This is a genomic window from Acinetobacter sp. LipI_19 (assembly GCF_058242925.1).
This window is the reverse complement of the sequence record NZ_JBZAYK010000001.1, coordinates 1764954-1781324: the sequence shown is the minus strand read 5'-3', so window position 1 is coordinate 1781324 and position 16371 is coordinate 1764954. Positions and strand designations below refer to the sequence as shown.

The 16371-nt window shown below is 37.8% G+C and carries 19 protein-coding genes; 17 read left to right on the top strand and 2 right to left on the bottom strand.

All coding sequences use genetic code 11. The annotated features are described in order from the left end of the window. Positions 1–33: 33 nt before the first annotated feature. The 17 genes from AC4CVF_RS08625 (at position 34) to AC4CVF_RS08545 (ending at position 12618) form a co-directional block, all read left to right on the top strand. Positions 34–1014, top strand: coding sequence for a DNA polymerase III delta subunit-related protein (locus AC4CVF_RS08625; protein ID WP_336951435.1), 981 nt, complete (start codon positions 34–36; stop codon positions 1012–1014). A 26-nt stretch (positions 1015–1040) separates the two neighbouring features. Further along, positions 1041–1382, top strand: coding sequence for a PilZ domain-containing protein (locus AC4CVF_RS08620; protein WP_336951434.1), 342 nt, complete (start codon positions 1041–1043; stop codon positions 1380–1382). Between the two features lie 27 nt (positions 1383–1409). After that, a complete protein-coding gene (locus AC4CVF_RS08615; protein WP_419327449.1) occupies positions 1410–2183 on the top strand; it encodes a TatD family hydrolase in 774 nt (257 codons plus the stop codon). An 89-nt stretch (positions 2184–2272) separates the two neighbouring features. After that, positions 2273–2887, top strand: a complete 615-nt coding sequence (locus AC4CVF_RS08610; protein ID WP_004821232.1) for a TetR/AcrR family transcriptional regulator — start codon at positions 2273–2275, stop codon at positions 2885–2887. Between the two features lie 5 nt (positions 2888–2892). Further along, entirely contained in the window at positions 2893–3459 is a 567-nt protein-coding gene (locus AC4CVF_RS08605) for a prepilin-type N-terminal cleavage/methylation domain-containing protein (RefSeq protein ID WP_419327450.1), read from the top strand. Further along, positions 3446–3829, top strand: a complete 384-nt coding sequence (gene gspI, locus AC4CVF_RS08600; protein ID WP_336951430.1) for a type II secretion system minor pseudopilin GspI — start codon at positions 3446–3448, stop codon at positions 3827–3829. The genes AC4CVF_RS08605 and gspI overlap by 14 nt, the downstream gene beginning before the upstream one ends. After that, a complete protein-coding gene (gspJ, locus tag AC4CVF_RS08595; RefSeq protein WP_336951429.1) occupies positions 3829–4485 on the top strand; it encodes a type II secretion system minor pseudopilin GspJ in 657 nt (218 codons plus the stop codon). The genes gspI and gspJ overlap by 1 nt, the downstream gene beginning before the upstream one ends. Positions 4486–4533: 48 nt before the next feature. Continuing rightward, positions 4534–5490 carry a type II secretion system minor pseudopilin GspK gene (gspK, locus tag AC4CVF_RS08590; protein WP_336951427.1) on the top strand — a complete coding sequence of 319 codons (957 nt, stop codon included), beginning with the start codon at positions 4534–4536 and terminating at the stop codon, positions 5488–5490. 220 nt (positions 5491–5710) lie between these two features. Then, positions 5711–6307 (top strand): 6-pyruvoyl trahydropterin synthase family protein, encoded by a 597-nt coding sequence (locus tag AC4CVF_RS08585; RefSeq protein WP_336951426.1) that lies wholly within the window; start codon positions 5711–5713, stop codon positions 6305–6307. Positions 6308–6380: 73 nt separating this feature from the next. Next, entirely contained in the window at positions 6381–7094 is a 714-nt protein-coding gene (gene ung / locus AC4CVF_RS08580; protein ID WP_419327453.1) for a uracil-DNA glycosylase, read from the top strand. After that, positions 7091–8212, top strand: a complete 1122-nt coding sequence (locus tag AC4CVF_RS08575; RefSeq protein ID WP_336951425.1) for an enoyl-CoA hydratase/isomerase family protein — start codon at positions 7091–7093, stop codon at positions 8210–8212. Before ung ends, AC4CVF_RS08575 begins: the two co-directional genes overlap by 4 nt. 6 nt (positions 8213–8218) lie before the next feature. Then, entirely contained in the window at positions 8219–8743 is a 525-nt protein-coding gene (tadA, locus tag AC4CVF_RS08570) for a tRNA adenosine(34) deaminase TadA (RefSeq protein ID WP_336951424.1), read from the top strand. An 85-nt stretch (positions 8744–8828) separates the two neighbouring features. Beyond that, entirely contained in the window at positions 8829–9263 is a 435-nt protein-coding gene (locus tag AC4CVF_RS08565; RefSeq protein WP_336951423.1) for an SRPBCC family protein, read from the top strand. A gap of 11 nt (positions 9264–9274) precedes the next feature. Then, positions 9275–9964, top strand: a complete 690-nt coding sequence (gene cmk / locus AC4CVF_RS08560) for a (d)CMP kinase (protein WP_419327458.1) — start codon at positions 9275–9277, stop codon at positions 9962–9964. Positions 9965–10083: 119 nt separating this feature from the next. After that, positions 10084–11766 (top strand): 30S ribosomal protein S1, encoded by a 1683-nt coding sequence (rpsA, locus tag AC4CVF_RS08555; RefSeq protein ID WP_490789204.1) that lies wholly within the window; start codon positions 10084–10086, stop codon positions 11764–11766. A gap of 159 nt (positions 11767–11925) precedes the next feature. After that, positions 11926–12228 carry an integration host factor subunit beta gene (locus AC4CVF_RS08550; protein WP_004720793.1) on the top strand — a complete coding sequence of 101 codons (303 nt, stop codon included), beginning with the start codon at positions 11926–11928 and terminating at the stop codon, positions 12226–12228. 24 nt (positions 12229–12252) lie between these two features. After that, positions 12253–12618 (top strand): lipopolysaccharide assembly protein LapA domain-containing protein, encoded by a 366-nt coding sequence (locus AC4CVF_RS08545; RefSeq protein WP_336951420.1) that lies wholly within the window; start codon positions 12253–12255, stop codon positions 12616–12618. 141 nt (positions 12619–12759) lie between these two features. Here AC4CVF_RS08545 and AC4CVF_RS08540 read toward each other — a convergent pair whose 3' ends face one another. Together AC4CVF_RS08540 and AC4CVF_RS08535 are read right to left on the bottom strand one after the other, a co-directional pair. Next, a complete protein-coding gene (locus AC4CVF_RS08540) occupies positions 12760–13827 on the bottom strand; it encodes a fimbrial protein (protein WP_490789203.1) in 1068 nt (355 codons plus the stop codon). 15 nt (positions 13828–13842) lie between these two features. Next, the gene (locus tag AC4CVF_RS08535; RefSeq protein WP_490789202.1) at positions 13843–16347 is read right to left on the bottom strand and encodes a fimbria/pilus outer membrane usher protein; all 2505 of its coding nucleotides are present in this window, start codon (positions 16345–16347) and stop codon (positions 13843–13845) included. Positions 16348–16371 lie beyond the last annotated feature (24 nt).

Here is a 16371-nt window from a genome sequence, read left to right as displayed (position 1 = left end):
TTTTTACCTCACTTGTATTTAGGTTTTTGATTCATGGATGCTTCTAATTCTCAGGTTTATCCTTGGCAGCAACAGACATGGGAAACCTTAACAGGTCGCTTTCCAAAATTAGGGCATGGTTTATTGTTCTATGGTAAAAACGGTTGTGGTAAACATGCATTTACCCAACATTTTTTGTCATGGGTTTTGTGTTTAAATAAAACACCTCAAGGTGCTTGTGGCGAGTGTACAAGTTGTCAGTGGCTCAAATCAGATACCCACCCTAACTATGTTAATATCACGACCGATGAAGAGAATAAGAAGCAAAACGCGAAAATTAAGATCGAGAAGATCCGTGATCTACTACCATTTGTGCAGCAAACAGTAGATGGTTGGCGTGTTATTGTGATTGAACCTGCAGAAGCTTTAAACATTGCTTCTGCAAATGCATTATTAAAAACGCTAGAAGAGCCAGGTGACCGGGTACAGATTATTTTACTTGCGGAACATTATCTAAAGCTCCCAGCAACAATTCGTAGTCGATTACAGCATTTTGCCATGGATCGTATTAGCCCCACGCTTTCAGAACAATATTTGCAACAGCATTTACCAACTGAAATGCATTCTAAAATTAACTTGTTGATGAATTTATCTAATAATATGCCACTGCAAGCATTGGCGCTTGCTGAGCTAGATTGGTTAAACCGACGTGGGGAGTTTTTACAGGATTGGCAAAAACTGGTCAGTCAGAAAAGTATGCCTTTACAGTTTGCTTCAAAATGGAATAAAGAACTGAGCTTTTATGATTTTTTACAAATGTTTGAATACTTGTTGTCAGATATAATTTGTGTCAAGCTGAATCAAGTTGTAAAGAATTCAGATTTGGAATTAGATGAGCTTGCAGCGCAGTATCAATTGCAAACTTTATTCTCAATTTATCAAGACTTACAACAATCGAAGCTAAAAGTTGATCAAAATGTACAAACAAATCTAATTATTGATCAATTGTCGATTCAGTTAATGAATGTGACATAAAATTTGAATATTCAGGGGGAATAATCATGCAACCACGTATGGGCGGTTTGATTCAAGTTAACATCAATGATCGTGCAACCTTACAAGCCAGTTATATGCCTTATATTTTAGGTGGTGGTTTATTTGTACCGTCAAAGAATCCTGTAAAAATGGGAGATGAAGTGTTTGTATTGGCAGGTTTGCCGGATCAATCGCAGAAAATTCCTTTAACAGGGAAAGTGATTTGGATTTCGCAAAAGCAAAATGGAATTAAGCCACAAGGTTTTGCGATTCAACTCACTGGTGAAAAAGGCATCTATTACAAAATGGAAGCTGAAAAATTACTCGCAGGCAGTATGTCTTTAGACCGTCCTAGCTTTACAATGTAAGCCAATTTTCAATTTTTAGGAATTTCTGTGTTTGTTGATACGCATTGCCATTTAACCATGTTAAATCTTGAACCTTATGCTGGGGATCTCGATGCCGCATTACAACAAGCAAGAGATGCTGGTGTGTCCAAATTTATGGGGATTTCTGTAGATTTGGATGACCATATCGCACTTGCAGAAATTGCCGCAAGACATTCAGATGTAGGCTATAGTGTCGGTGTGCATCCATGTGAAGATCCTGCTGTGATGCAACGAGCAAGTGTTGAAAAACTGGTTGATCTGGCGCAAGCTGAAAAAGTTTGGGCCTTGGGTGAAACAGGCTTGGATTATTTTCATAGCACAGAATTTATTACTGAACAAAAAGCCTGTTTTGCACGACATATTCACGCATCGCAACAGGTTAAAAAACCTGTAGTTGTCCATACCCGTTCAGCAAAACATGAAACTGTAGATATTATTCGAGCTGAAAAATCAACACATGGTATTTTGCATTGTTTTACAGAGGATTGGGAGACTGCAAAGGCCGTTTTAGATTGTGGCTATTATATTTCCTTCTCTGGAATTGTTTCATTTAAAAACGCACAAGATCTAAGAGATGTAGCAAAGCAAGTGCCTTTAGATCGCTTGTTGATTGAAACGGATAGTCCTTATTTGGCACCTATGCCTTATCGAGGAAAGCCTAATGAACCAAAATATGTTCCTTATGTAGCCAAAGCGCTGAGTGATGTATATGATAAAACGCTTGAAGAGATCGCTTTCATTACGACACAAAATTTTGAAAACCTGCTTCGACAAAAGTGATTGAAAAGTACTGATTTTTAAAAAGCAATCAATAGAAGTGCCTCAATTTATTAACGGATAGAATTAACAAGAGAGTTTATCGGGTGAAGATGGATCGACAGGCTCAGTTTAGAGCAAGAGAAGCATTGATTTTTCAGGTTGCTGAACAACTGCTTTTAGAAAATGGTGAAGCGGGGATGACATTGGATGCCCTTGCTGCAGAACTAGATCTAGCCAAGGGAACACTTTATAAGCATTTTCAGAGTAAGGATGAGTTGTATATATTGCTCATCATTCGTAATGAACGTATGTTACTTGAAATGGTTCGTGATACTGAAAAAGCATTTCCTGAGCATTTGGCTTTTTTTATGTTGCACCATTTACACCATCCTGAACGTGCAGTGTTATTCCATCAGATCGAAGAGCGATTATCCACCACTGGGCAAGGCATCCATCATTTATTTAGTGAACTTTATCAAGTGCGTAAACAACGTTTACGTATCATTATTCGAATGACTGAAAGTTATCTAGAGTCAATTCAAAGTTTGATGTCTGTACGTGATTATTTGGCTTCAATTTGGTCAATTACTCATGGTGGAGCCGCGATACTGAATTCAAGCTTCTATCAGCGTTATTTAGGTTGTCGAGATACCTTGCGTGTCGCATTGATTGATCAGGCATTGGCTGTGCCAAAACATCCACAAGCCTCAGAACAGGTTGCTTAGCTGCAATGAAAAATCTACGATCATCTCAAAAATTGCGAGGTTTTACCTTAATTGAGGTGATGGTGGTGATCGTCATCATCAGTATTATAGCCTCATTGATCATTTTAAATATTGATGGTGTAGATCAGCGTAAAGCTATGCAAGCGCGTGAGATGTTGTTGCTGGATTTAAAGCAGATTAATCGTGAAGCCAATGATCAAGCGCGTATTTATGCACTCGATTTACACAATGCTACAGATGTTGCGGATGCACAATATGGCGTTATTGAATATATTCAAGTAAATGAAGATGCCGAACAACCTACCCGAGTGGTTGACAATAAACCATGGAAAGAAGTGACAGACTTTCCTAAAAGAGCGTTACCAGAATACGTTTCATTTTCTATTGAAACGGAAGATCATCAATTCCAAAATGCAAATAACTCAGAACTTTTGGGCAATAATGCACCTAAATTGATTTGGTTTGGAAATGGTGAAGTCAAACCTGTCACAATTCAAATGTATTATCAGCAAAAGCCAGTGGGTGAGGTAATTCGAGTTGATTATTTGGGTAAGGTAGATGAAGAAAAATAAAGGCTTTACTTTAATTGAGGTGGTCGTGGCTTTGGCGATTTTTGCAGTCGCAGCAATGGCATTGACCAAAGTAGCTATGCAATATACACAGTCGACAGCCAATGCGATTTTACGAACCAAGGCTCAGTTTGTTGCACAGAACGAAATTTCGATGATGATGATTAATCGTGAATGGCTGTCAGGAACGTCATCCAAACAAATCACCACACAAGGTGAAACTTGGCAGGTAGATAAAAAAGCAGAAACTACACTGAGCCCAAATGTACAAAAAATAGATGTGCAAGTGAGCCTTTTTGATCCTGATACGGGTAAAGTAGAAGCAGGGATTACCAATATGGTGTTCTTTAATTATCCGATCAAAGAAAAATAATGATGAATCTAATCAAGCATAAAAAAAATCAAACTGTGTATTCACAGAAAAGCACAGGCTTTACCTTAATTGAACTTTTGGTGGCCATCGCAATCTTTGCTGTTTTGTCAGCATTGGGGTGGAAAATATTTGACTATTTGATAAAAGTTAAAGATCGCAATGTTATGCATGAGGAAAATTTAGGCCAATTACAAGGCGCGTATCAACAGATTCAACGTGATACTTTGCAAATTGTTCCCATTTCTGCAAGAAATGGTGAGGAAATTGAACCCGCTTTACGCTTAGATAACCAAAAACTATCTTTCAGTAAAACTGGTGTAACCGATCCGCTTAAACAAGGGTTGTCACCCTATGAACGAATTGAATATGTTTACAATCCACAAGAGAAAAAACTTTACCGTCTGAAATATTCAAATTTAAATCGAAATAATTCAGAACAACCTTTGTCGAGTGTGTTATTGGCAGATGTGGATCAGTATCGTATTGATGCTTTAAATCCAACTGAATTAGATCGCTGGCCAAACGATATGATTAAAAATGAAGGGCAATTACCACGTGGGATTAAAATCAAAGTCACGATTCGTGATATAGAATATGAATGGATTTTTAGTTTGCTCAATTCTGACTATTTGATCAATAACAGCCCAGCTATTTAAAATCAGTATTGTGGTAGATGCGGATCACTAAATTTAGGTAAATCAATCATGCAATTGAAGCAGCAAAAGGGTATCGCATTAATTACGATTTTAGTAATGGTTGCTTTAGCAACCATCATTGCCGCGACGATTGCTAAACGTCAAAATTATACCAATGAAAGTACAGGGTTTTTAAAACGTCAAAGCCAAGCCCTTTTTTATGCAAAGAGTGCAGAAGCGTTTTACTCTGAAATATTGGTGCAAGACAGTGAAAACAGTAAAGAGGCAGATTATTTACAGGAAACTTGGGCAAAACCAATGCCAGCATTTCCGGTTGAAGATGGATATGTTGCAGGTGTGTTAGAAGATGAGTCAGGTAAATTCAATTTAAACAGTTTATTAACCAATGAAGGTAAGCCCAACGATGCTGCACAGAAATATTTTTCTAAACTGTTGGTTCGTGTCGGTTTACCCGCTGATGCTGTTCAAGCAGTGATTGATTGGCAAGATCCAGATAATGAAACGATAGGTTCCTTAGGCGCTGAAACAAGTTATTACCAAGGTTTGCCTAAACCTTATTTGGCTGCAAATCGAAAATTTGCCAGTGTTGAAGAACTTAAACAAGTACGTGGTTTTGAAGAAAAGAAGTATGATTTAATCGCACCATATATATCGGCACTGCCTGATATTGCCACACGAATTAATGTCAATACAGCACCTGCAATGGTTTTGGCAGCCATAGATGAAAAATTAGACGTAAATAGTATACAAACAGCTTTAAAAGCGCGACAAGAAAAACTGGAGCACTTTGCCAATGTGGGAGAGTTGATGAAAGTCGCACCATTTGACACCTTGGAGGCTACAAGCAAAACCGAAGCAGACAAGATTTTCGGTGTAACATCCAATTATTTTAAAGCTAAGATAGAAGTATCTTTAAGCAATCGAAAGCGCCAATTTACCACGCGCTTTATGCGTAATGATAAATCGCAAGTTTATGTTTATTCACGTAGCCTTGCGCCATTTTGAAAATTTTGCTAAATATTTTTTAACTATATGATTTTAAATAACTATAAAAGGTAGTTAAAAGGTTGGTTGATTGCGTAAATATGATTCGATAAGCTAAATAGGCCTAAAAAATGAGATTATCCTTTTTGCTAATTGCAATCAACGTGAAAATTAATGCTCAGGGTTCGAGTTTTGCTTTATAATCGAGATTCTTTACCGATTTGTTTATAAAATTTGGCTCATGTTAATTCGTAAGTTATTTAAGTTTGAAAATGCACATATTGTGCGGAATTGCACGTCAGATCGTTGCAAACGGTCTATACACGGGCACAGCTATAAAGTTGAATTACTACTTAAAGCTTCAAAACTTGATCATGGTCAAATGGTATATGACTTTGGATTGCTTAAAGGTGTAATCAAAGAAATTTTCGACAGTTTTGACCATGCGATCTGTTTTTGGCAAGAAGATAATCCTGAATATATTCAGGCTTGTAAAACTTTTAGTGCACGTTGGGTGGCTTTGCCTGTTTCTCCATCAGCTGAACAGTTTTCACGGATATTCTTTTTCCTTGCTCAACAGATTTTAAAATCAACCATTACCCAAAATGGGGAAGGGGATGTTGAAGTCTATTCTGTGATTGTGCATGAAACCGATACAGGTTATGCGCAAAGTTTTCAAGAAGATATTGAAAATGCTCAGATGGGGCTGTTGAGTCTGGATAAAATTATTTTTTCTGAGCAAGTTAAATCTGAATGGTCTGACCCAGACATGTATGAAAAATTGAAACAAGGTATTCTGTTTCAAAACCCTGAAGTGGATTTACAGGTTAAAATTTAAATGATGATTTTTGAGTGAAATCTATCTTAGGACAAATAAATTTTTAGGAAAATGAAATTTAGGATGAAAGTTGATGCAATTATCTGAACTCGAACAAACAAAATTAAATCAAGTTCGGTTAGATCAAAGTTGGAAAGAAGGTTTAGCTGAGTTCCTTTTGAGTCAGCAAATGGATGATTTGCGTTCTTTTTTAGTTACTGAAAAAAATGCAAATAAAACTATTTACCCACCCAGCTCACTTATTTTCAATGCATTAGACACAACGCCATTGAATCATGTAAAAGTGGTCATTTTAGGACAAGATCCTTATCACGGTCCTGATCAAGCGCATGGGTTAAGTTTTTCCGTACAGAGAGGCGTTGCATTGCCTCCGTCTTTACGTAATATCTTTCATGAGTTAAATACAGATTTAGCTGTGCCTGTATCCCGACATGGTGATCTCACCAAATGGGCTCAACAGGGTGTATTGCTTTTAAATAGCGTGTTGACAGTGGAAGCGGGGCAACCAACATCACATCAAAAACGCGGTTGGGAAAATTTTACAGATCATGTGATTGATGTGTTGAATGAGCATAGAGAGCACATTGTATTTATACTTTGGGGCGCATATGCTCAGAAAAAAGGGCAACGTATAGACCAAACGAAGCATCTGGTATTAAAAGCTGCACACCCATCTCCATTGGCGGCAAATCGTGGTGGCTTTTTTGGTTGTAAGGTTTTTTCAAAAACAAATAATTATCTGAAACAATATGGCATTGAGCCAATCGACTGGCAGCTGGACGCATGACAAACTCTCCCGAAATAAATAATTATCACCCAGATCTGATTATCGAAGAAGCAAAAAAGGGATGGCGAATTATTCGCTTAAATCGTCCTAAGTCGCTTCATGCACTTGATGAATCCATCGTTACGGCATTATTGAAGCTATTTGAGGATTTTCATCATGATGACTCGGTTAAGGCAATTTGGTTGGACTCAACCACGCCAAAAGCTTTTTGTGCAGGTGGTGATGTTCGTAAACTTCGCCAATTGGTGATCAACAATGAAGTTGAAACAGCCAATAAGTTTTTTGAAACGGAATATGCTTTAGATTTACTGTTGCATAATTATGCTAAGCCTATAGTAGTTTGGGGTGAAGGTTATGTTATGGGGGGGGGCTTAGGCTTATTTATGGCGGCCCCATTCCGTTTGGTTACGCCATATTCGCGTCTTGCTATGCCTGAAGTGAATATCGGTCTATATCCAGATGTGGGAGCTACACGTTTCTTGGCAGATCGTGGTCCAATAGGTTTATTCACGGGGTTAACAGGTTCGATCATGACTGCAGCGGGTGGTTATGGGATTGGCTGGGCAACTCATATTTGTGATGCCCAACGTGATGTGGTTTTACAGAAACTGATTGATATCGATTGGGAGCATTATCCTGCTGGTGATTTCCGTGCTTTAGATGACACCTTAAATAGTTTACATCGTCCTGTTTCACCAGGCCCGTTGCAAAACTCTTTGGATGTGATTCATAGTGTTTGTCGTGGTGTAAACTTTGAACATGATTATGAAGCGATTATTGGTCTAAGCGATGCGCGTAGTGATTGGTTGCGTCAAGCCAGCGAGAATCTACAAAAGGGCTCACCAAGTACTGCTGCGATTACGTGGTTATTATGGCAGTGGGGACGTCAAGTTCATCCTTGGTCTGAGGTTTTTGAATTAGAAAAACAAATTTCTGATTGGAAAATTCGTCATCCTGATTTTGTTGAGGGTGTACGTGCACGTTTGGTTGATAAAGATTTATCCCCAGAGTGGGAACAGGTTGAGTCTCGAACATTGCGTGGAATACTTGCCAAAAATCCACCTGTCACAACGATTGACAGTTGGAATGCGCTTCTAAGTCAGTATGGTATTATTTAAGGTCGTATGACTGAAGAAGCTCAACAATACATAGATCAACAATGGATGCAGCTGGCTTTAGAGCAAGCTGCATTTGCTGCATCTATCGGTGAAATTCCAGTAGGAGCTGTGATTGTAAGTCAGGGGCAAGTTATCGGTGAAGGTTATAATCAACCGATTGCTCAGCATGATCCAACAGCCCATGCGGAAATTCAGGCACTGCGCAATGCGTGTCAAAAGATTGAAAATTATCGCCTACCTGAAGACGCAACTTTATATGTCACACTTGAACCTTGTACTATGTGTGTCGGTGCATTAATCCATGCAAGAATCAAACGTGTGGTTTTTGGCGCGGTCGAACCTAAAGCAGGTTCACTCATCAGTAGTCGTCAACTGTTAGAGATTGGCTATTACAATCATATATTTCAGTTTGAAGGGGGCTGTTTACAATCACAGTGTTCAACCCAACTGTCTGATTTTTTTAAAAAGCGTCGTGAGCAAAAAAAACAATTAAAGTTACAACAAAAGACCTTAAATGACATATTAAAATGATCTAGAATACACAAGATTTTAGTGACAATTAAAATTGTCAACTTAAAGGTTTAAAAATATAGTTAAAGTTTAAAAGGATATAACAATGAATTCTATTCAAGTAAAACAAGAGTTTGATGCACCAATCGATCAAGTCTTTGACTTGTTAGCAAAACATTCAACTTATAATGTGGCTTTTGCTCCCATCCAAGTTATACGAGTGAAAGATGCTGCTGATCCTGAACGCCCAGATGGATTGGGGTCTATCCGTCGTATGGGGTTTGGTCCGATCAAACCGATTCAAGAGCAAATTACTCATCTGGATGTCAATAAACGTATTGAATATAAGTTAATTAAGAATCCATTGATTAAACATCATATTGGAATTATTGAGTTTACAGCGCTTGATGCGAACAAAACCCGTGTTGACTATACGATTGAATTACAAGCACGTGCACCATTTGTGAGTAAATTAATACTTGCACAGCTTAAACTAGCGATTACACTTGGATTTAAGAAACTTGCTAAGTCTGTAGCTTAATTGGAAATTCAATGACAATTCAAATTATCACAATCGATGGGCCAAGTGGTTCTGGTAAAGGAACACTTGCAGCAAAACTTGCGAATTACTATCAATTCCATTTATTAGACTCTGGTGCGCTATATCGTTTGCTTGGATTGTCACTGCATCAAAAAGAATTGTTGGACTCATTAGATACTGAATCTGTATTGCAACAAAGTGTGACGATTGCAACAAATTTAGATATCGTATTTAAGAGTACTGACAACGGAATCGTGATTTTGTTGGATGGTGAAGATGTCTCACAAACGATTCGGACTGAACGCGTTGGTGAATTTGCTTCAAAAGTCGCAGCAATTCCAGTGCTTAGAGCGGCATTGGTAGATCGACAACATGCTTTTGCTCAGTTGCCTGGCTTAGTTGCAGATGGGCGTGATATGGGCACTTCTATTTTTCCGCAAGCGCAAGCAAAAATTTATCTCACTGCCTCAGCAGAGTCCCGAGCAGAGCGTCGTGTAAAACAGTTGCAGGGAATGGGGCTGGATGTTAAAATAAGCGACATTTTAGCAAATATACAAGCTCGAGATAAAAGAGATATGGAACGCACAGTCGCTCCACTCAAGCCAGCAGAAGACGCTTATATCATTGATAGCTCAGAAATGAATATCGATGAAGTGTTTAAACTGATGACTGATTATGTTGAGTTACATTTAGCTAAATAAAGAATATTTAATCAAATATTAGCCAAAGCATAGCTTGATCAGTTTTATACGGACTATGTGGATGGCTTAACTAAACCGGCCTTGTCTGATCCAAGACCGTTGACTTTACTAGGTATATCATGACCGAATCTTTTGCAGCCCTCTTTGAAGAAAGCGAATCAACTCTCAATATCGACAAAGGTGCCGTTATTAAAGGTATCGTTGTTAGCATCGACTCTGACTGGGTTACTGTTGACACTGGCCTTAAATCTGAAGGTGTTGTCGCACGTTCAGAATTCTTAAACGAACAACGTGAACTTGAAGTTCAAATTGGCGATGAAGTTGATGTTGTTGTTGAAGCGCTTGACAACGGTATGGGTCAAACAGTTTTATCACGTGAAAAAGCGAAACGTGCTGAAACTTGGACTAAACTTGAAAAAATCTTTGAAGACGGCGAAATCGTTACTGGTGTCATTTCTGGTAAGGTTAAAGGCGGTTTCACTGTTGACATCGGTCCAGTTCGTGCATTCTTACCAGGTTCATTGGTAGATACTCGCCCTATTCGTGATACAACTCACCTTGAAGGCAAAGAGTTAGAATTCAAAGTAATCAAACTTGATGCTAAACGTAACAACGTTGTTGTATCTCGTCGTGCTGTAATGGAAGCTGAATCTTCAGCTGACCGTGAAGCGCTTCTTTCTCAATTGGAAGAAGGTCAAACAGTTACTGGTACGATCAAAAATCTTACTGATTACGGTGCATTTGTTGACCTTGGCGGTATTGATGGTCTTCTACATATCACAGATATGGCTTGGAAACGCATCAAACACCCTTCAGAAGTTGTTGAAGTGGGTCAAGAAGTTACTGTTAAAGTACTTAAATTTGACAAAGAGCGTAATCGTGTATCTTTAGGTCTTAAGCAATTAGGCGAAGATCCATGGTTAGCGATCATGAACCGTTATCCTAAAGGTTCTATCGTTAAAGCACGTGTTACAAACTTAACTGACTACGGTTGTTTCGCTGAAATCGCTGAAGGCGTTGAAGGCTTAGTACACGTTTCAGAAATGGATCACACAAACAAAAACATCCACCCATCTAAAGTTGTTCAGATTGGTGATGAAGTTGATGTTATGGTTCTTGAAGTTGATGAAGAGCGTCGTCGTATTTCATTGGGTATCAAGCAAACTCGTGCGAACCCATGGGAAGAGTTCTCTAAGTCACACGACAAAGGTGAAAAAGTTTCTGGTACGATCAAGTCTATTACTGACTTCGGTATCTTCATCGGTTTACCTGGCGGTATCGATGGTCTAGTTCACTTGTCTGATATTTCTTGGAATGAGCAAGGCGAAGACGCTATTCGTCGTTACAAGAAAGGTGATACAGTTGAAGCAGTTATCTTGTCTGTAGATGCTGAAGGCAACCGTATCAGTCTTGGTATCAAGCAAATGAACAGCGATCCGTTCAATGACTTCTTAGCGACTAACGAACGCGGTGCGTTGGTTAAAGGTACAGTAACTGCTGTTGATGCTAAAGGCGCAACAATTAAGTTAGCTGACGAAGTTGAAGCTTCTTTGAAAGCATCTGAAATCAACCGCGATCGCGTTGAAGATGCAACTAAATTCTTAGAAGTTGGTCAAGAAGTTGAAGCTAAAATCATCAATGTAGATCGTAAATCACGTTCTATTAACTTGTCGATTAAAGCTAAAGACGAAGCTGAAGAAAAAGAAGCTGTAGCAAACTTGAAAACTACAACTGCGCCTACTGGTCAAGACAATGGTCCTAAGACTATTGGTGATTTAATCAAAGCGCAGATGAACCACTAAGTGATTGTTAAGAAGTATTATTTAATGTAATTAATTAATATTTTTTATTCAAATAGTGTAAAAGGTAGCGTAGTATATGATTACTGCGCTACCTTTTTGTATTTAAAAAGGATATTATCTGGTGTATATCAATTAGCATTAAAATTAATGAGGTCTTAAATGACAACTGAAGCACTTAATAAGTCTGACTTAATAGAAAGAATTGCTCTCAAAAATCCGCATTTAGCAGAGCCATTAGTCGAAGAAGCAGTTAAGATTATGATCGATCAAATGATTGCATCATTATCTTCAGATGACCGTATTGAAATTCGTGGGTTTGGTAGTTTTGCTTTACATCACCGTGAGCCACGCGTGGGTCGTAATCCAAAAACAGGTAAATCAGTGGAAGTTGCAGCAAAAGCTGTACCTCACTTTAAACCTGGTAAAGCACTCCGTGATGCAGTAAACGAATCTGCTAATTAATAAAAAAATTCGAATGAGGTGAGTATGCGCTATTTCTTAATTGCATTACTACTGGTAGTCTTTGGTTACGCTTTAGCATTAGTCTTGCAGAATCCAGCGGAACTACCTGTAGATTTATTGTTTACTCAAGTACCAGCAATGCGTTTAGGGTTATTGCTACTCTTAACTTTGGTGCTCGGGATTGTTCTTGGATTGTTGCTTGGCGTACAGGTATTTCGTGTATTCCAAAACGCATGGGAAGTTAAGCGTCTTCGTAAAGATATTGATCATCTTCGAAAAGAACAAATACAGACAGCACAATTGGCCGCTGCTGAAGCTGCCGCAAGTGCTCGTCATGAAAAGACGGTATTAGATATTCAACCAGAAAATAAGAATGTCAATCCGCTTTAATCATTATGATAGAAAAGCGCTTTACCACCACTGGAAAGCGCTTTTTTATTTTTACTGATTTCTGAGTCTGTTGATTATTTAACATCAAAAACCTTGTTTAATATCATCAAATAAAACAAAAGAATATAATTTCACTATTTTTTAATCATATACGATATTTAAATAAGCTTGAGATCTCACCAAACCTGGTGTTACGGTATTTGCTGTTCTTACGTAATTGGCTTTAATTACATGCTGAATCAATTGTGATGTATTTAAATTACCAAAGGTCCATTTATTGGTACTTCTTGATTGGTTTGGGTCTAGACTAATTATCGCATTATTTTTATCACGTAAACGAATCCCCACACCTGTAGCATATCCAGCCCCGATTTGATTCTCTAATATATTTGTTGCATTGGATTGATTCAATGCATCGGTGGTATAAGCTTTTATTTCACGACCTGCACCATCATTTAAATTTGCACAATTTATACTGAGGGTTGCTGTATTGCTTGAGCTCAATGCGGTTTCATTTCCGACTAAACCCAAGTTTCGTACACTAACATCAGGTAGCGCAATGGTATAGCTGCTTTGACTCAGTGAGCATGTGGATTCAGAGATATTGACTGTTGCATTTAAATACACTGGAATTTGTGTATTTGCAGGAATAAGAACATTATCACTAACGCGTTTTAAACTGATGGTTGCTATTCGTAGATTCGAAACATTGATCGTGGTTGGGTATGAGGTCATTGTTGATGTTCTGGGTAAAACATATAATGTCACCCTCATTTTTACACCATGCGTATCACCACTATAACTATAAATTGCTAATTCAGTAGTATTTAGTGTTTTTAATGTACCACTCGTCGGTGCATCGCCCATTTCAACTTTAATCCCTAAAGCTGGGTAAGCATTTAAGCGCGAAATATTGGCATCATAGGTCGTCACATTGGTGGCAAAAACATTACCAAAAATGGTTCTATTTACCCCAACAGTACATCCAGTATAGACACGGAAAATATCAAAATTTGCTGAAGCAACTTCGCGGGAATATACATTGGACTGTACTGATGTTCCTTCATATTTATTGATATTCATGGTACTGGCATTCATCGTTGGCATGCTATAACCGCTGGTGAAATTGCTACCGACACTGCAATCTGCAAATACTGCAAAACTTGCAGGGAGTATAGATAACATAAATAACAATTTATATTTCAGCATAAAATTACTCCGTGTTTATTTGCAGTTTAAGTTAAAGCTTGCAAAAGGGATTTGAGTTTTACTTTGCTCCAATATTTCTTTGGAAATATCGAATTGACAAGAATCAGTATTACTCCAATAAACGCTATAGCGTCCAGGATTTATATTTTGCATAAAAATTTGCTGACCTTGTCCTACTGTAGTCACTGCATTACCCAAAGCATCTTTCACTTGAGCACCCATTGGAATGAGCACCTCATTTGCGTGTTTAAGTTCAATTAAGGCTTTTGTGCTTTTTAATGCTTTAAAATCCACCAAAATACTGGCGTTTAATTTAGGTACAACTTGTAATTGGGTAGCATCAACATCGGTATTGAGTGGAATTGTATTGGGGTTTAAGTTGATACTATTGTATTGGTAAGGATTTAGATAGGGAATAATCGCATTGCCCCAGCGATCAATTTTAATATTATTTCCATTGGAGAGGCTGGTTCCCTCTAAGCCTTTGGCATGAATAATTGCAAAAGTATCATTTAAATCATTGGCTAAAGTAATGCCGTGTTGATGTGCAACAATAGCGCCTTGTGCTTGTAAAGAGTATTGATGCTGTTGGTCAAAGTCGGTTGCATAAGTTGATGCTAAATAAACCGGATTAGTTCGATAACTCAAAGAACTGCTGAAGAGATCTTTATCTTTACTATTTGAATAATTGAAGTTATAGCCGAACTGCTGATTTTCACCTAAATTTCCAAATATGCCGACTTGATTGGTATTGAGTGCATTATTATCTGGATAGACTTCACTACTTAGACGTAAATTACTATTTTTCTTTTTAAACGACAGAGGAATATTCACATTCACAAAGTATTGAGTGTCTTTATCTAATTTGTATTGATCATTTTGAGTATGTTGCATACCCACATAGTAACTGATGCCTTTAAAACTATTGCTATAGCTAATTTGATAAAATTTTTGTGTATTGATTTGATGCCAGAATTCATACTGTGAAAAACTGGCTGAAACAGCACCAAACTGATGACCTAGGTTCTGGCTCAGTTGAATATAGTTTGATGACTTGGGCCGACCATTAAGTACCAATGCAGCACTGTTTTTTTGAATATAACGATTCTGCATGGCTTCATCAAAGGAATAATACTGATCATTTCCATAAATAGTACTGTTTAAACTGATATTTGTTTTCGCACTGTTTAGTGCAAGATTATAGCGTAGCGTAACCAAAGAACTGTCTAAATTTTGGTTGGACTGGTTTATATCTGCTTTAACATAATTACTTTCTAAAGCAATACCACCGAGTTTAGTATTGAATGCGGTTCCTAGAATATAGGATTGATAATGATCACTGACCAGTGCTGAACTGCTTACTGAGATAAAATCATTTAATCCATAATCAAAAGATGCATTGATTAATTTCTCATCATAGGATTTGCTATTTTGACGAAAAGTACCTGCTGCAATTTGATAACGATACTGTTGTGCGCGGATAGATTGAATAAAATTATTATAAGGTAAATCAAAACTGCGGATTTCACCATTTGCTTCAATAATATCTACATTTAATGTACCACCCGTCCCAGGTGTTTGGAGATCTGTAATATTAAATGCACCAGCAGGAACAGTGCGTTCCATAATAATTTGTTGATTTTGGCGAACGCGTATTAAAGCATTACTTTTTGCATAACCTGAAATTGTGGGTGCGTAACTTTGCAATGAAATCGGAAGCATTCTGTCATCACTAGCAAGTTGTACACCACGAATGGCAATACTCGAATTACTGTTGATGGTTTTTGTATTGGTATAGAAATCACCAAGAGTAAGCTGGGTTTTTAAACTAGGCAGTACTCGCATAAGTTTATTTTCATAGCTGGTATATTGGCCTGAATGACTGCTATCTCCCATACTGGTGCTACCAGAATGACGGAATTGCCAATCATCAATATTGATACCAGAATTAATATTGAGAAAACTAGAAGCTTGTTTGTTGTCCTGACCATAATCTGAATTATAGTAATTGTAGTAATATTTGAGAAAAGCACTATTTCCACCAGTTTCCCAAAGTGATGGATCTATATAGCCAAATGGTCGCTCATTTAACATCGATTGAGGGCTTGAAACATCCACACGTTGTTCTGCTATATTCAGTTTCCAGAATACGACATGATTCATTAAGCGTGTATCGATACAGTCTCCGCTCACTTTATCTAAATCGATAAGTTTATGATTGAAATCAAGCTGCTTAACAGTACTGCGTGGAATACAATAGCGTTGCTTTTCAGGTGATTCAGGATCATCTGAAATATGCACAATAGAGCGAGTGATATAACGACCATTTAGGTAAATATCAAGGATGTAATCATTTGGCGCGACTTTATCGCTTGAAATAAATTTTTCAAGATCAATTGTTTTAGAATTTTGGCCGTATAAAAAGCTATTATCGAATTGTGGTGCTTGCGCTATAACATTTTGATTGCATAGATATAGACTTAGCGCCAAAACACTATACCTAAGTGTGAAATGTTTCAAGCACAATTCTCCCAATAATTTAGA

Coding starts and splice junctions, on each gene's coding strand:
- AC4CVF_RS08625 (WP_336951435.1), top strand. CDS start 34: ATGGATGCTTCTAATTCTCAGGTTTATCCTTGGCAGCAACAGACATGG.
- AC4CVF_RS08620 (WP_336951434.1), top strand. CDS start 1,041: ATGCAACCACGTATGGGCGGTTTGATTCAAGTTAACATCAATGATCGT.
- AC4CVF_RS08610 (WP_004821232.1), top strand. CDS start 2,273: ATGGATCGACAGGCTCAGTTTAGAGCAAGAGAAGCATTGATTTTTCAG.
- AC4CVF_RS08605 (WP_419327450.1), top strand. CDS start 2,893: ATGAAAAATCTACGATCATCTCAAAAATTGCGAGGTTTTACCTTAATT.
- gspI (WP_336951430.1), top strand. CDS start 3,446: ATGAAGAAAAATAAAGGCTTTACTTTAATTGAGGTGGTCGTGGCTTTG.
- gspJ (WP_336951429.1), top strand. CDS start 3,829: ATGATGAATCTAATCAAGCATAAAAAAAATCAAACTGTGTATTCACAG.
- gspK (WP_336951427.1), top strand. CDS start 4,534: ATGCAATTGAAGCAGCAAAAGGGTATCGCATTAATTACGATTTTAGTA.
- AC4CVF_RS08585 (WP_336951426.1), top strand. CDS start 5,711: ATGTTAATTCGTAAGTTATTTAAGTTTGAAAATGCACATATTGTGCGG.
- ung (WP_419327453.1), top strand. CDS start 6,381: ATGCAATTATCTGAACTCGAACAAACAAAATTAAATCAAGTTCGGTTA.
- AC4CVF_RS08575 (WP_336951425.1), top strand. CDS start 7,091: ATGACAAACTCTCCCGAAATAAATAATTATCACCCAGATCTGATTATC.
- tadA (WP_336951424.1), top strand. CDS start 8,219: ATGACTGAAGAAGCTCAACAATACATAGATCAACAATGGATGCAGCTG.
- AC4CVF_RS08565 (WP_336951423.1), top strand. CDS start 8,829: ATGAATTCTATTCAAGTAAAACAAGAGTTTGATGCACCAATCGATCAA.
- cmk (WP_419327458.1), top strand. CDS start 9,275: ATGACAATTCAAATTATCACAATCGATGGGCCAAGTGGTTCTGGTAAA.
- rpsA (WP_490789204.1), top strand. CDS start 10,084: ATGACCGAATCTTTTGCAGCCCTCTTTGAAGAAAGCGAATCAACTCTC.
- AC4CVF_RS08550 (WP_004720793.1), top strand. CDS start 11,926: ATGACAACTGAAGCACTTAATAAGTCTGACTTAATAGAAAGAATTGCT.
- AC4CVF_RS08545 (WP_336951420.1), top strand. CDS start 12,253: ATGCGCTATTTCTTAATTGCATTACTACTGGTAGTCTTTGGTTACGCT.
- AC4CVF_RS08540 (WP_490789203.1), bottom strand. CDS start 13,827: ATGCTGAAATATAAATTGTTATTTATGTTATCTATACTCCCTGCAAGT.